Below are 17,784 nucleotides of genomic sequence, written 5' to 3' on the forward strand. Positions count from 1 at the left end.
CTTCCGAGCGAGGAATCATCAACATAAAAAATAAAACCAGGCAGATACAACAAGGGCACCCACCAACCGAGGCTGCCCTTTGTTAGAGCGTCAAGCGGCGATAATGGAGTGATGTAACTACTTGAAAATATCGTCCAGGCTATCGGCAAACAGAATTTTTTTCAGCCAAAATTGCAGCTGTGGATAATCTGCTGTGCCAATACGTGACCTAACCCGGTCTGGGACCTCGTCAAACTTGGCGACGAGTTGCAGAAGAAGACTTTCTCGTGCGCCTTTAAGGCGCCCCTCATATACGGCCTCCCTGTACTCAGCTTCGTTTTCTCGTAACACTTTCTCTCTTACCTCAGCCAACCGGCGAGTTTCTTCGTCGGCACTGAGTTCTTTTAAACGCTCCATCGCGCGCAGAACAGGCTCATGGGTAATTTTTGTCATAATCCACCTCATCCAGTATTTAGAGTCAAACCTCTTTATCCAAGAATAAACCGTATCCGTCTTTTCGTGCAGCAACTGCAACTGGAGGGCCGGCAGCGCCACTAGCTCTCGGTTGCTCTTTTCATCAAGTACGGCCATAGCTGCTTGTTCTCAAGTGTATGAGTCCGGAACTGCCGAAAGGTGGCCTCCCGCTCCGTGATCAGCATCAACACGGCTAACACTCTAAGAACGTCAGTATCGCTCACGCAGTCGATCTCTTCCCAGGCTTCACGCCACAGAACGACTTCATTGGTCTGGCCAGCCCAGCCAATCAATTTCCTGTAATACTCAGGTTCGGTAGAACTGAAAGTTTGTGGATGGTTGAACAACATCTGCCCCACCGCAACGCCCAAAACTTCCGCTATGACTTCTGACTCTACAAGATCCCTCTTTTCCCGCTGTTGTTCTATTTGATGAATGAGGTAGCGCTCCCCGGGCAGGAGTTCCTCTGTCTGAGGAGCTACAGTTTTTTCTGGGCCAGGGTGATCATGGCTTGGAGGTTCATCGCCCACAGCTACCTCGGACATCACAGTGGATATCTCGGCGAGCGCCTTACGACAAGCCGCCTCTTCCGTTTCCATGATCTCTCGAAACCGGTCACGCAGTTCGGGCTCGCGCGCCGAAAACCGCTCCAGTAGCTCAGCCCTGCTCAGGTAAAACCGAGCTTGTGACGGTTCCCCCAACAGCGTCTGGAAGACCCGGTCGAAAGCGTCATCGATAGTCGTTAACTGCCCCACAGGCTGATCCAGAGCAGACAAGGGTTTGCGCTCAACAGGGTCAATGGTAACGAACCGTCGGCAGAGCATCTTGAGTAGTGCCTCCAGGGAGGCCCCTGGCTCTGCCTGAAAACGAGGCGTTGCCAGCACTAGGTCAATCAAGTCGTCAATATTTTGGGTAACCTCCAGATACGCTGACAAAAGCCGACCTACCCCTCTCTGGGACAGCGAGTGATAGCACTCCAGCTCTGCGACTATATAGCGCTGTAACGCCTCTGGCTCGACATAGAATATTAGCGTCTGTAGGGCTTGCTGCTGATCTCCCAAAAAAAGTGTATGGAAGCGCTCGATCAAGTGTTCCTGGTTTTGATACAAGCAGGCTAAGCGCGCATGAAGCGCGCGACCATCCAGACAGACAGGTAACTGAAAATCGGTACCGAGTACCGCGTTCACCCACAAAAGTGCCTGCTTGGCAGGCTCCCTTTCCAGCTGACCATGCACGAAGCAGTGCTTCGGAAACCGGTTCTCGAAAAGAATACCCACTGCCAACACCGCCAGGTGGTAAGGATATCCCTGCGTCTTGCTGCCGAAAATATCAATGCCCGACCCCACAGGGTAGGTAGCATCCTGCTCATCGGTCCAAAGAACATCCACATCGGGTTCGCTCGCGTTCGGACTCCGACTAAGAGGTCGATGAAGGTGACGATGAAGATGACGGTAGAGACAAAAGCTCTCTGCACGGCGGCCACTTACCCGGTCGCCAGATATCATCCAGCGCTCTTGTTCGGTGCCTGGATCGCATAGGATCTCGTCAGTGAGTCGATACCGGCGATACTCACCCACCTCGCAAGCTTCGAACCGGAGCAACGGCGTGGGAAACCGCCGCAGTAGCGACAGGCTCTCCTCATAAACCGCCTCCCAAACACCAGCATCAATACTTTGCAGTTGGACCATAAGATGGATATGGAGACCCATAAGTTGCTCCTTGCCAGGTAATGAGACGGCAGGCCGCCCTGAGGCCCAAGGAAGCCGCAGCGGATTTACCGCGGGCACTTCCAGTGACTCACTTAACATAATACTCAAGCGTATAATAATCAATACCTATGCGTATTACCGCTATGCCCAGCATTGCTGGACAATATATAAATGAACTCTTATCACTCTATTGCACAGACCTTGCACCACCTCATGCACCGCTACGATGAAGGACGCGGCATCAGCGAAAACGCCTTGTCGCGGGCTACCTACGAGGTGCTCGGTGAAGAAAAGGGCGTACCGCAGCCAACAATCCATCGCATCCTTTCCGGTAGCAGCAAAGACCCGAAGAGTCTTACGATTCAGCGACTGGCTGAGTTCTTTGGGGTTACGGAAGCCCAGTTGCGTGGCCACGACCCCCTGCCCATGCGGCCTGGAGTTGAAGATGGCAAAGGCCGTTATTTGGCCGCCAGCTTACCCGTCCTCACCTGGGAGCAAGTCGGTAGGTTAGATAGCACGCTTGAAGAGATACGAAGAGGTACGATAGAAGTGCCGTTCGAGACCATCCAGAGAGCTGGGCCGCAAGCCTTCGCACTCTTTGTGCAAGGTGATGCGATGCATGGTAGCGGTCGCTATTCCTTTCCGGAGGGGACGCGGATCACTGTCGATCCCACACTTGAGGCAAGGCATGGCTCTTTTGTCGTGGCGACAGCTCCAGGGTATTCAAGTCCTATATTCCGGCGACTTGAAATCGAAGGTGGGATACGCCGCCTTGTTCCGCTAAATGATCGGCCCGGCTACGAAATCATTGCCATGACGTCTCATGATTACGTCATTGGGAAGGTCATCGAGTACTACCGATCGCTTCCCTGAACACTCACTTCGGCTCAGGTCGTTCAGTTACGCTGGCATATTTATTGGGTCAGCATTTTACAGCTACCCCATTTGCGGAAAATACCCGAACCGCCATGAGCATTCTCCCGATTGGCGGATCACTTGAATACCCGTTTATTATATTGCTAAAGCAGAGGCTAAGAACCAGCATAGACCATACTTTCTTCAAAGATGACCCAGCTTTCTGGCCGTCCACTAAAAAGCACATGTTCAGGTAAATTAAGAAAAACAGACAAATACAACAAGGGCAGCCACCAACCGTGGGGCTGCCCTTTTTTGTGCGTCAGGCGGAAAACTGGAGCGGAAGACAGGATCAGTGCTGCGTCTCGACACGCAGCTTTTCCACTTCTTCCACCGGCAGTTCTTCTATTTCCGCGATCAGCTGATCATTCATCTCGGTCAGTGCTATCAGCTTACGAGCGGCGTTGCGTTTACTTTCTAACGCACGTTGCTCGGCTTCTTGACGACCTTCTTCCCGGCCGTCCTGCTTCGCATCATTCAAAAACGACACCTCATCCCGCAACGCCCGCTCACGCACAAACGTCAAACGGCGGGCCTCTTCATCTGCGTTGAGCTCGCGGATACGGCTCATGGCACGTTTAACGGTTCGTGGGCGACATTGGCCATGGTGAGTTCCTCCTGCCAGTGCTTGACCTGATCGAGCCTGCCGTTGGCGCCTTTCGCTACTAAACTTATGGTGACAAAGCACTCCATGCTTGCAGCCGTTGCAGGCATTCTTCTTTTGGAAGTCTTGCTCCATTGGCTAACATAGCATTCAGTGCTTTAACGAGCACATCAGGAGACACTAAAGCAGCTTCATGAAACTGATCCAATAACCACAATACACCACGTACTTCAAGCTGGCTTCTATGACCTGAACGGCGTAATGCTCCGTCCCCTGTCAGCAATGTCCAACCGCGTTCTTTGGCGAGAAAATAACATGAAACATCTGCCAGCGAGGAGTTACCCAACGTATGCCGTAGATCAAACAATGTCAGCATTTCCGTACTGGCTAACACTTCGACACCAAGCCCCAATGACACAAGATGCTCTCCCCTCGGGCTTTTCAATTCGTGTATTACAAATTCTGTGGTGACGAAGTGATGCTTCAGCTGAAATACTACCTCCAATAAACCGCTACGGTAGAGATCGATCCATATATTGGTATCTGAGACAACAACCTTATTGAACATCCGCGACCTCAGCGGCACGATGATTCAACATGACCTTCTCAATCTCAGTCAAGGACGTATCCAGTAATTCAGCGGCACGAGAAGGGGTAATCAACGCCTCTGCCAGTGCCCGATACACTAGCTGTCTGAGCCGATAAGATGATTCGCTTGGCAAAGGGTCAGGTTCACCACGGCGATAACCCTGAATTGACCACCGCTTCATGGTTTGCTGATAGAACCCCGGTGAAACAATTTCTAAATCGTAAAGGCGTCTTAATATCGCCTGAACGGAAATGCCCCATTCTTGCTTCGCCAGTAGAAACTCATCCAGCAGCACTTGCTTGCGTTGTTGACCAAAGGCTTCCTTGACATGTTTGGCAGGGAACAGAAAAGCCCCTGCAAATCGGTGGCACCAGTTTTCTTCTTCGCGAGTACCTTGAACTGCCTCAGGAACTGACAGAACTAAGTGCCCCAACTCATGCGCAAGGTTAAAGCGCTGGCGCTCTCCAGGTCGCTCAGTGTTACTGACGATCACTGCATCAGTACCGGCATTGATTAACGCACATAACCCATCGAATTTATCATGCGCAGCCAAGCCCACCACCTTGATACCACGCTCTTCGAGGGTCTCGGTGAGGTTACCAATAGGATTTGAACCCAACTCCCATTGGACACGTAGATGCTCAGCGGCTGGTTCAATATCGTCAATTCGTTCGATAAAAAAGGTCTGACGCAAATAGGCTAAGTCATGAACAGGCGCCTCAATATTGAACAAATGCTCGGCAGCTAAATAGCGCTCTAAATGTTCACATACTTGTTCCTTTACCGCTTCTTGTTGTTTTTTCCCAAAGGTGGCGTGCTTACGAAAATCGACCTCACCCAACATAATGCTTTCTTGACGGAAAAAATATTCAGGACTAACACCCAAGGTGTCCGACAACTGTAGCAAGCGGGTTGAATTTGGTGTGTCTTTGCCTTGCTCGTACTTGGACAGCGCTTGCTTGGAGATATCGCCAATAGCATCCGCAAGCTGCTGTAAAGACAACCCTTTGAGGATACGCGCACGGCGAATGCGATCATGGAGCATAGCGCTTCTCCTAACCAAGTCGAATTGACAAGACACAGGTTGACAAATTAATTTATTTTTTTGATATCGTCAACCTCTAGCTAAGCTCTCGGATGCGGCTCATCGTGCGTTTAACCGGTTCAAGCACAACATTGGCCATGGTGAGTTACTTCTGGCAGTGCTTAACCAGGACGAGCCTGGCGTTGGCGCCTTTCGCTACTAGGGTCTGTTGACGTTTCACATGGGCAGCCATAAAAAACCACAAGCTAAGGCCACCATGCTTTCGTAGTTTCGCTTGAGCTTGTCGTAACGCGTCGCTATGGCGCGATACGGCTTCAACCGAGCAAAGGCATTCTCTACAAGATGGCGATAGTGATATAACCCTCTGTCTAAACTGCTATTTCCTGTCTTTGAGTTGCGCTTGCGTGGGATCACCGAGTCCATCCCCTTGGCGTCGACCTGCTCACGGATACGCTCACTGTCATACCCCTTGTCAGCCACTAATGCCCCACCTATTGGCAACTCATCAATCAGCGCCTGTGCCTCAGTGCTGTCGTGTACGTCACCTCCGGTGATCCTGAAAGCAATCGGTAGTCCATAAGCGTCAACAGCTAGGTGTATCTTGCTTGTGTTGCCCGCACGGCTTTTGCCAATGGCTTCTACTTTCTCTGTGGCAGCCCCTTGGGGCCATTCGATCAGAAGCCATTCCGGTTTACGGTACTCACTCGCACCCGAACTGAAGCAAAGCGGGACGTCAGCGGCTGGTTGGTGCCTTCCCGCCACGTGACTTGTTGGAAGTCGTCAGCCCTCAGCGACTGGGCCAAGGCGTCTAACGAGACCGGATGATACTTCTCCGTCTATTGCCAGCGGGGCGGTGGACGCCAAACGCCCGACCAGCGTAGTGGTAAAGGCTTGGCGCCAGACGCCCAGACACTCAGATCTTCATGCACGCCGACGCAGTAGGTCAGTCCCCAGTCGGCAAGTTGCTCTCGCCACGCTGTTCCCTTGCCATAGGCTGCATCGGCCAACACGATGCCCGTCTTGATGCCTGCCTCCATCGTTTGACGAACCTGCTGCAAAGCGATGTCTGGCTTGGTGGCAAAGGCCACGTCGGCGGGAACGCTGGCCTAGTGACAGCGGTCGGGATTATCCGTCCAGGAGGCCGGCAAATAGAGCTGCCACGCCACCGGTAAGCTCGCCTGCTCCGTAGCGACTGACAAGATGACGGCGGCCTGGCAATTGTCTTGCTTACCGACTTCTCCAAACTATTCGGCTGACACCCACCGATGTCGGCCCTTCTTGCGGATAGCCGTATCATCGACCAAGTACTAGCGTAGGTGTGGCTGAGAGACCTGCAGAAAAAACGGGGTGCCGAGCGATAGCGCTCAAGCTTTCTTGGTAGCAGTTTGACTAGCTCCACCAACTTTTGTGCCGCTATCGGTGGGAAGTGGCAAAAGCTAAGAGTGGTAGATGCCGGTTTTGAAGCGCTGAGGGATTTCAATAGTTCTGCAATTTTGCAAAACAACACTGCAGTTTTGCAGTGCGTGATCAAGGAGAGCAAAACTAGTCACATCGAAAGTCTGCAATTTTGCAGGAAAAGCCATTTCATGAAATGTCCTGCAAAATTGCAGAGCAGGTCTGTTATATTGCAAAGCAAAAATTTTTAACTTATTGATTTTAAATAGATTTTTCGATAAGCGTAGGGTTATTAAATCTCTAACCTCTTTGAATTACCGAGCATCCAGGTGCCGAGGGTAATTGCTGCTGGTAGACGGCCTAATCGCCCAATAAGTTGGGCGATTAGGATGGAGCGAGCTACCGCGTTTGATTACTTATAAACCGGCAGCCGTGCGCAAACCTCAGCTACTTTATCCAGCACCTTCGCTTCGATGGCGCTGGTGTCTTCGCCTTTGGCCAGCACGTCCAGAATGTCGCAGATCCAGCCAGCCAGTTGGGTACACTCTTCTTCACCGAAACCGCGCGTGGTGACTGCCGGGGTGCCAATACGCAGGCCGGAGGTGACGAACGGGCTTTGCGGGTCGTTAGGAACGGCATTCTTGTTCACGGTGATGTGGGCACGGCCCAGCGCCGCATCAGCGTCTTTACCGGTTACGCCCTGCTTGATCAGCGAGAGCAAGAACAGGTGGTCTTCGGTGCCACCGGAGACGATGTCGTAACCGCGGTCGATAAACACCTTGGCCATTGCCTTGGCGTTTTTCACTACCTGCTGCTGGTAGGTTTTGAACTCGGGCGACATGGCTTCTTTGAAGCACACTGCCTTGGCCGCGATCACGTGCATCAGCGGGCCGCCCTGGCCGCCGGGGAATACGGCGGATTGCAGCTTCTTCTCGATATCGGCGTCGTTTTCGGCCGAGAGAATCACACCACTACGCGGGCCGCGCAGCGTTTTGTGGGTGGTAGACGTGACCACGTGCGCATGGGGCAAGGGGCTCGGGTAAACACCCGCCGCTACCAAGCCTGAGACGTGCGCCATATCAACCAGTAAGTAAGCGCCTACTTCATCGGCGATTTCACGGAACTTGGCCCAATCCACAATTTGTGAATAAGCAGAGAAACCGGCAATGATCATTTTGGGCTTGTGCTCACGAGCAAGCTGGGCCACTTGGTCGTAATCGATCAGCTCTTGGTCATTGAGGCCGTACTGAATGGCATTGTAGTGCTTGCCCGAAAAGCTCGGCTTGGCACCGTGGGTCAAGTGACCACCTGCGTCCAGGCTCATGCCTAAAATGGTGTCGCCGGGCTTAACCAGTGCTTGGAAAACGGCGCTGTTTGCTTGCGAGCCCGAGTGGGGCTGCACGTTGACGTAGGTAGCGCCGAACAGCTCTTTGGCGTAATCGATCGCTAGGTTTTCAGCGATATCGACGAATTCACAGCCGCCGTAGTAACGCTTGCCGGGGTAACCTTCGGCGTATTTATTGGTCAGCTGGCTGCCCTGGGCTTCGAGTACGCGGGGGCTGGCGTAGTTTTCGGAAGCAATCAGTTCGATGTGGGCTTCCTGGCGCGCCACTTCTTTTTGCATGGCATCAAACAGCACATCATCGAATCCGGCAATTGACATATCACGGCTGAACATCGGCGGGAACCTCGTAACGAGAAAGGATCATCATGGAAGAAGCGAGGCCGGTATCATAACGCAGCCTGACACTACTTTCATCGCATCCGCGTCAGGTCGTGCATGAGCGTGCTTCATGTTGTGCGAGCCAGCAAAGACTGACCGATTGGGCAATAACGCTTTTCGGTGTCATTCCGAATAGCCTCTTCTTTGTCATTGCGAGCGAAGCGCGGCGATCTAGGGTTAGTCTGCCACCGCTGCTTGAGATTGCCACGTCGCTGCACTACTCGTAATGACATGGGGAGGTAGAGCGATTATCGTAATGATGCTTAACCTAACGAGCGGCTACCATGTATTCCAAACGCTTTAATCGTGAAGTGCATATTACTCGCCACGCAAGAGAGCGTATGCAGCAGCGGGGCTTAAACGAAGCGCAGCTCAGCGAACTGCTGGAAACAGGCAAGACACGTTTTAAAGATGAAACTAGACTATGGATAGCTAAAGCGTTCGTGCAGCGCACCGACAACCTTGTTTGTGCTGCAGTGGTATTGGAAGATCAGCTAATTGTAAAGACGGTGATGCACCATTTTAATTAGGAGGAAATGTCATGAAAACGACCTATGATGAGGCCGATGATATTTTAGTGCTCCATCTATCGGAGAAGCCTATTACCAAAGAGGTTTCTCAAGATTGGCATACGCATATCAGTTATGCCGAAGACGGCTCAATTGCTGAAATTGTTATCCTTGACGCGTCAAAGCAAGGAGCTTGGCCTTTGCTGAAGAGCCACGCTGCCTAGCTCTCCAGTCGTTGGCATCTTTCACTTCTTCCAACGCCCTTCTGGCATTATGATTGCTCGCTTTCTTAATCCCCTGAGAAAGCAGCGAAGCACCTCAGGCTTCCTGCCACCGCTGGCTGAGATTGCCGCGTCGTTGCGCTCCTCGCAATGACATGGAGCGGTGTCATTCCGAATGCCCCTTCTTTGTCATTGCGAACTCAGTTAAGCAATCTCAGCACTGCCCGCCTATTTGCATTTTCTTTCACTATGAAAAATACTGTATATTCATACATACACCTTAAAAGTCAGGATGCCGACAATGCCGGGCCAGCTTTCTCATTTTACCCCCGCCTTGCCGTTAAGCGCCCAGCCGCTGCCGTATTTAACCTTTTTGGGCCGTGCTGGTTTCAGTGGTTTTCCTTCGCCTGCGCAGGATTACGAGCCGTGTACGCTGGATCTCAATGCCCGGTTGGTTAAAAACCCTACCCAGACGTTTTATGTCACCGCTACCGGTAACAGCATGGAGGGGTGGGGGATTTTTGAGGGTGACCTGCTTATCGTCGACCGCGGTATCGAGCCTCGCTTGGGCCACATTCTGGTCGCTATGCTGGAGGGCGAAGCGTTGATTAAACGCTACGCGCTTTACCAGGGAACGCCCCACCTCTGTTCCACCCATCCCCACTACCCGCCCTTGCCTCTTGAGGGCAGCGACTGTCAGCTATGGGGCGTGGTGCGCGCGGTCATCCATGAGTACGTGCGATGATTGGTCTGGTCGACGCCAATAACTTCTATGTCAGCTGCGAGCGGGTATTTCAGCCTAAGCTCGACGGTAAACCCGTTGGGGTGATGTCCAACAATGACGGTTGTGTGATCGCGCGTTCCGCCGAGTTGAAGGCGCTGGATATTCCCATGGGTACGCCCGCCTTCAAACTCGAAGGGCTGCGCCAGCGTGGCGAGATTCACCTGCTCTCTTCCAACTACGAGCTTTATGGTGATATGTCGGCGCGGCTGGCCCAACTGCTCCGCGATGCCTGCCCAGAGATCGCGCCCTACTCCATTGATGAAATGTTCGTCTATTTAGAAGGTTTCACCACCGAGCAGTGTGAAGCACTCGGGCGGAAACTGCGTCAGCGTATTCGTCGTCATTTAGGATTGCCGGTGTGCGTGGGGCTTGCCCCTACCCATACACTTGCCAAACTGGCTAATCACCTTGCCAAGCAAGACCCCCACTACGAAGGCGTTTGCTTATTAAGCGGGCAGGATCACACCACCGAGGCGCTGCTAAAGCGCACCCCGGTGGGCAGTGTGTGGGGCGTCGGGCGTCGGCTTGCCGAGCGTTTGGCGATTGGCGATATCAACACCGCCTGGGATTTGCGCGAAAGCGATGAAAAATGGCTGCGCAAACGCTTTTCAGTAGTGCTGGCCCGCACGGCGCTTGAGCTGCGCGGCACCTCTTGCCTGGAAATGAATGCGTTGGACCAGCCGCGCCAGCGCATTATGACCTCGCGCTCGTTCGGCCAACCGACCGGCGTGTTTGCCGAAGTGCACAACGCGTTGCGCCGTCACGCCCAGCGTAGTGCTGAAAAACTGCGTGAACAGGGCAGCATGGCCCGAGCGGTGATGGTGTTTCTAAACACCAACCGCCACCGCCGCGACCAGCCGCAATATTTTCCTCAAGCGCTGATCCCCCTACCCTCGCCCAGCGACGATACGCGTGTGATTCTTGATGCCGTACGCCAGGGGCTTGAGCAGATTCACCGCCCCCGCTTTCGGTTCATGAAAGCCGGTGTGATGCTGCTCGATTTGGTCGATGCCAAAGAGCACCAGCTTTCGCTGCTGCATCCCCCGGCCCGTGATCGCCATCCGTTTTTGATGGCCACGGTCGATCAGATTAATCAGCGTATGGGGCAAGGCACCATCAGCTTTGGCATGACCGATGCGCCAGCTGCCTGGCAGCTACGCTGTGCTCACCGTTCCAACCGCTTTACCACGCGCTGGGATGAGCTGATGAAAGTGGGCACTCACCCCGGCGCGGTGGCAGCGGCCGAGGCGAAGGAGCAACAGCGCAAGCAGCAAACGCTAGCCAGCGCGAAGCGCGTGACGCAGCCGCGGGCTTAAGGTTTCCCCAAGCGCCGCCATGACCACCAGTATCGCCAGCAGCCACGGCCAGTGCGCTGCAAAAGAGACCTGATAAACACCCAGCGCATCGACAAAAATCACCACAATGCCGAGCGGGCTAACGTAGCGCACCATGGCCAGCCATAGTGCATAAGGCAGCGGCGCAAGGCCGAGTTCATCGCGGAAGGTGTCGCTTTTCAATATAAAGCCCGCCAGCAGCACCATGCCCAGGCCGCCCAACGGCATCATCCAACGCGAGGTCAGGTAATCCAGCCAGTCGAAAAAGGTTTTGTCTGCCAGCGTCCAATCCGCGCCCAGATTGAATGACAGCATCGCCAGGGTGCTGATCAACCACAGCACAATACCCGTGCCCCAAGCAGCTGCCGGGCGCGAAATGCCTTTGTTATCGCACAGCCAGGAAACCGTAGCCTCCACCATGGAAATGGCAGAGGTCAACGCGGCCATGGAGAGCATGAGGAAGAACAAAATGCCAAACAGCGTGCCCAGCGGCATCGCCTGGAAGGCCAGGGGCAGGCTCATGAAAATAAGCCCTGGGCCTTCGCCGGGGTCCATGCCGTTGGCGAAGATCACCGGAAAGATCGCTAGCCCCGCCATCAGCGCCACTACCGTATCCGCCACGGCCACACTGACTGTGGTGCGGCCAATGGAAGCACCCTTGGGCAGGTAGCTACCGTAGGTAAGAATCGCCCCGGAGGCCAGTGAGAGGGTAAAGAAGGCATGCCCCAGCGCTGCCAGCAGCCCTTCGCTGGAGAGGCTGCCCGCGTTGAACGAAAACAGGAAGTTAACCGCCGCGCCAAAGCCACCGGAAAACAGGCCAAAGCCAATCAGGATCACCAGCATGATTACCAAGCCGGGCATCATCCAACTGACACTCTTCTCGATCCCCTTCTGTACGCCCTTGCCCACAATCAGCATGGTGAGCAGCGTCACTAAGGTACTCCAGAAACCGAGATTCAGCGGATTAGCGTTGTTGGCGCCAAACACGGCGGCCATCTCATCGACGCTGCTGCCTGCTAAGCCACCGGTCAGCATCTTCCACAGATACGAGAACGACCAGCCCGCCACGACGACGTAAAACGACAGCACCATAAAGCCGCAGAGCATGGCCATCCAGCCAATCAGCGACCACACCGACGAGCGGCCTGATTCATTGACTACGCGGCGAACGGCATCCACCGGGCTGCCCTGGCCGCGCCGTCCCAAGGCGATCTCGGTCATCATGACCGGCACACCCACGGCAAAAATACAGGCCAGGTACACCAGCACGAAGGCACCGCCGCCGAACTCCCCAGTGATATAGGGGAATTTCCAGATATTGCCTAGCCCAACCGCCGAACCGGTTGCTGCCAACATAAACCCCCAGCGGCCTAGCCACTGGGTGCGAGGTTGCCCAGAAGAGGTCATTTGCCCAGTTACCCTGTCAGAAAAAGGCGCTCATCCTATAGGATTTCGCGGGCAATGCCTAACAGGCCTACGCGTATACGGCGGCTTTGGCGGCAGCATCCAGACGCTGGGCGGTTTGATCCACCTTGCGTAAACAGGCGAGTAGCACAGCGCCGAGGGCCACAAAGCCGCCTGCCAACCAAAGCCCTAGGCTGTAATTGCCAGAGGCTTCGGCCAGCATGCCGGTCAAGGCCGGGGCACATATCTGGGCAACGCCGTAGGCCAGGGTCATCTGCCCCATTAACCGCGCTGGGCTTGAAGGATAAAGCCGCCCCGCCATGGTTAGCACCAGACTGACGCAGCCGAGGAAGGTACCGCCGTAGAGCACGGCGCTGAGCAACACCGCCGCTGCATTCGCGGTAATCGCAGGCAGTACGATGCCCACTACCTGAATGCACATGGCGATAATCAGCGCCCCCAGGTAACCGACGCGGCGGGCGACTAAATCCCATAGCATCACCGCGGGGGCCGCGGCTAAACCGGCCAGGGCAAAGGTCCAATTCCCCATCCCCGCCAGCAGCGGCTCACGCTCGACAATCGCGACGAGAAAGGTAGCGCTGATCACGTAGCCGTAACCGGCGCAAAAATAGGCAGCCAGCATCCAGCGCATAAAGGTGCGCGTGGGCGGCATCGCGGGTTGGCTGTTCGCCGTGTGCGCCGCGCCACCTTGCTTTTCCGGGCGCGGCAGCCAGTACCAGGCAGGTACCAACAACGCGGCCCCCAGCAGGCTAAAGCCCCACCACTGGGTCTGCCAGCTAAACGAAAGCTGCAGCATCATTTCAACCGCGACGGAGACCACCACCATACCAATGCCCAAACCAGCAAAGTGGATGCCCAGCTCGCCGCGCTGGCGGTGTTGCAATAGCCAGTGAAGAATCAACCCGGACGCTAGCAACATTGAGCCACTGCTGGAAAGGCCCGCCAGAAAACGCAGCCCCGCCCATACCCAGAAGTGCTCGGTGAGCGCCATGCCCGCGGTAGTAAGCACTGCCAGGATTAACCCACAGCGGAATAGGAGGTCTTTGATATAGAGACTGCGGATAGTGGCGGCCAACACCGCCCCCAGCATATAGCCTGCGTAGTTGAGCGCCGCCAGCCAGCCGCCATCGGCGTCGCCCATCCAGGTTTGCTGCTGCATGACCGGCAGCAACGGCGTATAGGCGAAGCGGGCGATACCCACACACAATACCTGGCTGAACACGCCCGCCAATAGCACTCTAAAGCGCTGGGAACCTAGCGTTGCTGCGGTCATCGGGCTGCTCCTTAAACACCACTTTTATTATGTTAGCTATCGCTATATTGATTAGCTCGCATGCAAGTTCACGCATAGTAGGGTGTTTTGAGCAGCGCGTCATGACCACCTAGGTCGAGTGCGTGGTTAAAAACTGGCTAAAGGTGAACCTCCAGGCTTAACAACAAAAACGACAGCGTTTTGCCATGGCCATCCAGATTGAGTGCCCCGTTAACGCCGCCTTGAAGCACATCATCGATCACGAAGTTCATGCCTGCCAAGTTAGGTAGAGGGTAGCGCCGCACCCGACTAGCGCCGCGATGGGAGAATAGCGCCAGCACTCGTTCTTCGGTGACCTGTTCCAGCAAGGTGGCGTAGTGATCCGCCTCATAGGCAAACAGCGCCACGTTGAGGCGTTCGCCTTTATCCCCCGCACGGGCGTGCGCCAGCTGGTGAAGAGAGATCGAGGCGGGCGCACGCATTGACGTTTGTGTGGGTTCAGCTTGCAGCATAGCGTTCGCTCCTGTGGGCTTCCTGGGTCGGCGACTCAAATAGCGTGGCATGGGCATGAATGTCGCTACGCTTGACCAGATATGAGGCGGTAAATACCCGCCGTTGAAACTGACGTCGCACCCCGCCGCCCCCGGCAGGCCCGGCACAGTAAAGTGCCAACAGCTCTTGGGTGGCGCGGGCTACCCAGCGCCGCTCGCTGTGCTCCGCTGCCAACCGCAGCCGGTAATCGCCGCTGACAGACGTTGAAGCGCTACGCTGAAGCTCGCCGCTATCGCTATCGAATACGCTGGCCAGGCCAATGATATCCAACCGGGTTCGCAGCTCAGCCGGGGCGCGAAATACCAACCGCTCACGCAGCACTTGCGCTGCAAGCTGGGCTCTTGCTAGCGCATTGGGCCCGGCATAGGAAATTTCTGCTTCGCCCTGCCACCCTCCTTCGTAGCAAACAGTAGTCTTTAGCCGTTCGGGGGCGGGCTTGCCGCGGATTCCAGTGACCGCCACACGGTTGGGTGAAAGCTGGCGTACTTCGGCGTGGGTAAGATCCACCGTGACATCCGGGGTCAGGTAATTGGCTGGATCATGGACTTCATAGAGCAGCTGCTCTTTCACCGTTTGCTCGGTAACGCAGCCGCCGGTATTGGCGGGCTTGGTGATGATCAGGCTGCCATCCTGCTCTACTTCAATAATCGGGTAGCCCACCGTGGCAAGGCCAGGCACGTCTTTAAAGCCTGGGTCGGCAAAGTAGCCGCCACTTACCTGGGCACCACACTCGGCCAGGTGCCCGGCCATCATACCGCAAGCCAGGCGGTCCCAATCATCCCAACGCCAATCGAAATGGTGCATCAGCGGGGCTAAAAACAGCGCCGGGTCGGCGACCCGCCCGGTGACTACCACGTCTGCCTGCATGGCTAACGCTTCGGCCAGTGCCTTGGCACCCAGGTAGACATTGGCGGAAATCAAGGCGTCATCGTCCGGCATATCCAGCCGTTCGGCCTCCCAACGCTGCAAGTCCAGGCCATGCAGTTGCTGGCGGATATCATCGCCATGCACCTGGACAATGCGCACATCGGCACGGCCCAGCTGTGCGGCCAGCTCCGCAATAACCTGGCACGCGCCGCCAGGGTTCGCTGCACCGAAGTTGCCTAAAATTTTAATGCCGTTATCCAGGCAATCGCGAAGCACTGGCGCCAGCAGCTCGTCCAGCAGCGGTTCAAACCCGCTTTCGGGGTCTTCACGCATCGCCCGGTGGGCGGCCGCCAATGTCCGCTCACCCAGGGTTTCAAATACCAAGGCAGAGGGTTGTTGTCGCTTGATCAACTCTGCTACCACCGCCACGGCCGCATCGGTACGGTCACCGGAAAAGCCTGCCCCGCTGCCCAGTAAAAAACTCATAAATGTGTCTCCTTGGCTTGAAGGGAGTGGTGGTCGCTGGCGGCAGCTACCGGCTCGTCATCCAGCAGCGAGCGGCGGCGTATAAATAGCCCAATGATCAGGGCGAGCGCTGCCAGCGTGGTCAGCCAGCCTGGCGTCAGCGCCAGCCCAATCACCGCGATCAGCGCCACCACATCAATCACGCGCTTACCCGTCATGGCTACCCGAGACATCAGCGCGGCGAAGGCCATCACGAACACGACCCCCTGACAACTGGCCAAGACGATCTCCAGGGGAGTCCCAAACCCCGCCAGGGCTGGGTAGATCAGCAGCAGGAAAGGAATGACATAGATCGCCGCTGCCAAACGCACCGATTCGACGGCGGCAGGCAGCCAGTTGGTATCGGCAATGCCTGAGGCCACGAATACCGCAATGCAGACAGGCGGCGTAATGACTGAGAGTGTCGCAAAGTAGAAAACGAACAAGTGGGCAATCAGCGGCTCGACACCGATGGTGGTGAGCGCTGGCGCCAGCACCGATGCCACCAACACATAGGCCGCGGTAGTGGGTATGCCCATGCCTAAAATCAGACACACACCGCCAACGATAAAGGCTACTAGGAAGAGCGATTCGCCACCGACCGTGACAATCAAGCTGGCCAGCGTTACGCCGATGCCGGTCATGCCAATCATCGCCACCAGAATCTGCGCCCCGGCCAACAGCACGCCGATAATCACCATGCCTTTGCCTGCATCGACCAAGCCTGCCACCAGTTTGCCGAGAATCTCGCGCAGGGGCATTTTGGACAGCAGTGCAAAAGGCACAAAGGTCAGCACGGTCATCAGGATGCCGTAAAAAGCGGACATCTGAATCGAACGGCCGCTCAGCACGCCGTAAAACAGCCCGCCCAACGCTGCCAGAATAGGAATGATCCGTTCAGGGCGTATCACATCTGCCCAGCTGGGCAGCTCATCATCGGGCACCACCTGTAGCTGACGGCGTTTGGCCACCAAGTGGATAGTGACAAATACGCCCAGGTAGAAAAGGATGGCGGGCAGCAAGGCCGCCAAGGCGATACGCAGGTAACTTTCACCCAGAATTTCCGCCATGATAAAGGCCGCCGCGCCCAGGATCGGCGGTGCGATTTGACCGCCGGTGGAGGCGACCGCTTCTACCCCCGCCGCGAACGGACGTGGGTAGTTCAAGCGCTTCATCATGGGAATGGTGAAATTGCCGGTGGTGGCGACATTGGCCACCGCGCTACCGCTGACCATGCCAAACAGCCCGGACGCGACCGTGGCCACTTTGGCCGCACCGCCCGGCGAACGGCCGCTGATACGCAGCGCCAAATCCATGAAGGTATTGCCGCCCCCAGTGTGCAGCAACAAACAGCCGAATAGCACGAAAGCGGCAATGGTCGTGGCGGCAACGCCGACCAGCATGCCCCACACGCCAAGATCACCCAGGTAAATGGTTTCGGTCATGTAGTAGAGATCAAAACCCCGATGGCCGAGCGGCCCGGGGATGGCGGCACCGAACCACGCGTAGGCTAACCCCGCTAACACCAGCAGGGGGAAAATAGCCCCAATGGCGCGGCGCGAAAGCTCCAGAATCGCCACCAGCAGTACGCCGGTCAGCAGCATATCGCGGGGCGTTGCCCAGGGGAGTTCGACCAGAATTTGTTCGTGGTTAAGCGCCACATAGCCGCAGGCGCCTACCACACCGACTGCCAGTATGACATCGATAGCGATGCCCAGCGGGCGCCAGCGCTTGCCCTCCCCTAATGGGTAGACGGCAAGCCCCAGCAGGATGACCAGCGCGAGAAAGATACTCCGCTGAATCAAGCTCTCGAACGGCCCAGTGGCGGAGGTATAAAGGATTAGACCGCCCAGCAGCAGCGCCAAGCCTTTGGTGACTGTCTCACGCATGATCATCTTCTCCG

16 protein-coding genes and 2 pseudogenes are annotated in these 17,784 nt (G+C 55.7%); 5 read left to right on the plus strand and 13 right to left on the minus strand.

Annotation, left to right across the window (positions count from 1 at the left end; all coding sequences use genetic code 11):
- Positions 1 to 117: 117 nt before the first annotated feature.
- Positions 118 to 570 (minus strand): hypothetical protein, encoded by a 453-nt coding sequence (locus V8L71_RS17260; RefSeq protein ID WP_336269551.1) that lies wholly within the window; start codon positions 568 to 570, stop codon positions 118 to 120.
- Positions 534 to 2,162: a hypothetical protein gene (locus V8L71_RS17265; RefSeq protein ID WP_336269552.1), complete on the minus strand. Its 1,629-nt coding sequence runs from the start codon at positions 2,160 to 2,162 to the stop codon at positions 534 to 536. The genes V8L71_RS17260 and V8L71_RS17265 overlap by 37 nt, the downstream gene beginning before the upstream one ends.
- Before the next feature lie 171 nt (positions 2,163 to 2,333).
- On the opposite strand from V8L71_RS17265, the gene V8L71_RS17270 reads away from it, so the two are divergent.
- Positions 2,334 to 3,035, plus strand: a complete 702-nt coding sequence (locus tag V8L71_RS17270; RefSeq protein WP_336269553.1) for a LexA family protein — start codon at positions 2,334 to 2,336, stop codon at positions 3,033 to 3,035.
- Positions 3,036 to 3,369: 334 nt separating this feature from the next.
- On the opposite strand, the gene V8L71_RS17275 is transcribed toward V8L71_RS17270, so the two are convergent.
- The 6 genes and pseudogenes from V8L71_RS17275 to glyA all read right to left on the minus strand — a co-directional run bounded on the left by V8L71_RS17275 (position 3,370) and on the right by glyA (position 8,388).
- Positions 3,370 to 3,648 (minus strand): RpnC/YadD family protein, encoded by a 279-nt coding sequence (locus tag V8L71_RS17275; RefSeq protein ID WP_336274907.1) that lies wholly within the window; start codon positions 3,646 to 3,648, stop codon positions 3,370 to 3,372.
- A 100-nt stretch (positions 3,649 to 3,748) separates the two neighbouring features.
- Positions 3,749 to 4,249, minus strand: coding sequence for a PIN domain-containing protein (locus tag V8L71_RS17280; RefSeq protein WP_336269555.1), 501 nt, complete (start codon positions 4,247 to 4,249; stop codon positions 3,749 to 3,751).
- Entirely contained in the window at positions 4,239 to 5,315 is a 1,077-nt protein-coding gene (locus V8L71_RS17285) for a helix-turn-helix domain-containing protein (RefSeq protein WP_336269556.1), read from the minus strand. The genes V8L71_RS17280 and V8L71_RS17285 overlap by 11 nt, the downstream gene beginning before the upstream one ends.
- Before the next feature lie 216 nt (positions 5,316 to 5,531).
- A pseudogene (locus V8L71_RS17290) lies at positions 5,532 to 5,975 on the minus strand (IS5 family transposase); the annotation flags it as partial.
- Positions 5,970 to 6,622, minus strand: a pseudogene (locus tag V8L71_RS20770) (IS701 family transposase); the annotation flags it as partial. The pseudogenes V8L71_RS20770 and V8L71_RS17290, both read right to left, overlap by 6 nt.
- A 500-nt stretch (positions 6,623 to 7,122) precedes the next feature.
- Positions 7,123 to 8,388, minus strand: a complete 1,266-nt coding sequence (glyA, locus tag V8L71_RS17300) for a serine hydroxymethyltransferase (protein WP_336269557.1) — start codon at positions 8,386 to 8,388, stop codon at positions 7,123 to 7,125.
- 329 nt (positions 8,389 to 8,717) lie between these two features.
- Between glyA and V8L71_RS17305 the strand changes: the two genes are divergently transcribed.
- From V8L71_RS17305 to V8L71_RS17320, 4 genes are all read left to right on the plus strand, one after another.
- Positions 8,718 to 8,963 (plus strand): DUF4258 domain-containing protein, encoded by a 246-nt coding sequence (locus tag V8L71_RS17305; RefSeq protein ID WP_336274908.1) that lies wholly within the window; start codon positions 8,718 to 8,720, stop codon positions 8,961 to 8,963.
- Positions 8,964 to 8,974: 11 nt separating this feature from the next.
- Positions 8,975 to 9,166: a DUF2283 domain-containing protein gene (locus tag V8L71_RS17310; protein WP_336274909.1), complete on the plus strand. Its 192-nt coding sequence runs from the start codon at positions 8,975 to 8,977 to the stop codon at positions 9,164 to 9,166.
- Between the two features lie 298 nt (positions 9,167 to 9,464).
- Complete coding sequence (locus V8L71_RS17315; protein WP_336274910.1) at positions 9,465 to 9,908, plus strand: LexA family protein; 444 nt, start codon at positions 9,465 to 9,467, stop codon at positions 9,906 to 9,908.
- Positions 9,905 to 11,263: a Y-family DNA polymerase gene (locus V8L71_RS17320; RefSeq protein WP_336270571.1), complete on the plus strand. Its 1,359-nt coding sequence runs from the start codon at positions 9,905 to 9,907 to the stop codon at positions 11,261 to 11,263. The genes V8L71_RS17315 and V8L71_RS17320 overlap by 4 nt, the downstream gene beginning before the upstream one ends.
- Here the strand turns inward: V8L71_RS17320 and V8L71_RS17325 are convergent.
- The 5 genes from V8L71_RS17325 to V8L71_RS17345 all read right to left on the minus strand — a co-directional run bounded on the left by V8L71_RS17325 (position 11,225) and on the right by V8L71_RS17345 (position 17,770).
- Positions 11,225 to 12,688: a sodium-dependent transporter gene (locus V8L71_RS17325; RefSeq protein ID WP_336274911.1), complete on the minus strand. Its 1,464-nt coding sequence runs from the start codon at positions 12,686 to 12,688 to the stop codon at positions 11,225 to 11,227. The genes V8L71_RS17320 and V8L71_RS17325 overlap by 39 nt on opposite strands.
- Before the next feature lie 67 nt (positions 12,689 to 12,755).
- Complete coding sequence (locus V8L71_RS17330; protein WP_336274912.1) at positions 12,756 to 13,979, minus strand: YbfB/YjiJ family MFS transporter; 1,224 nt, start codon at positions 13,977 to 13,979, stop codon at positions 12,756 to 12,758.
- 137 nt (positions 13,980 to 14,116) lie between these two features.
- Positions 14,117 to 14,470 (minus strand): AtuA-related protein, encoded by a 354-nt coding sequence (locus V8L71_RS17335; RefSeq protein WP_008957250.1) that lies wholly within the window; start codon positions 14,468 to 14,470, stop codon positions 14,117 to 14,119.
- Entirely contained in the window at positions 14,457 to 15,863 is a 1,407-nt protein-coding gene (locus tag V8L71_RS17340; protein WP_101146507.1) for an acyclic terpene utilization AtuA family protein, read from the minus strand. The genes V8L71_RS17335 and V8L71_RS17340 overlap by 14 nt, the downstream gene beginning before the upstream one ends.
- A complete protein-coding gene (locus V8L71_RS17345; protein WP_232774872.1) occupies positions 15,860 to 17,770 on the minus strand; it encodes a TRAP transporter permease in 1,911 nt (636 codons plus the stop codon). Before V8L71_RS17345 ends, V8L71_RS17340 begins: the two co-directional genes overlap by 4 nt.
- Between the last annotated feature and the right edge of the window lie 14 nt (positions 17,771 to 17,784).

Source organism: Vreelandella indica (genome assembly GCF_037070225.1).
In the GTDB taxonomy this organism is placed as follows: Bacteria; Pseudomonadota; Gammaproteobacteria; order Pseudomonadales; family Halomonadaceae; genus Vreelandella; species Vreelandella arctica.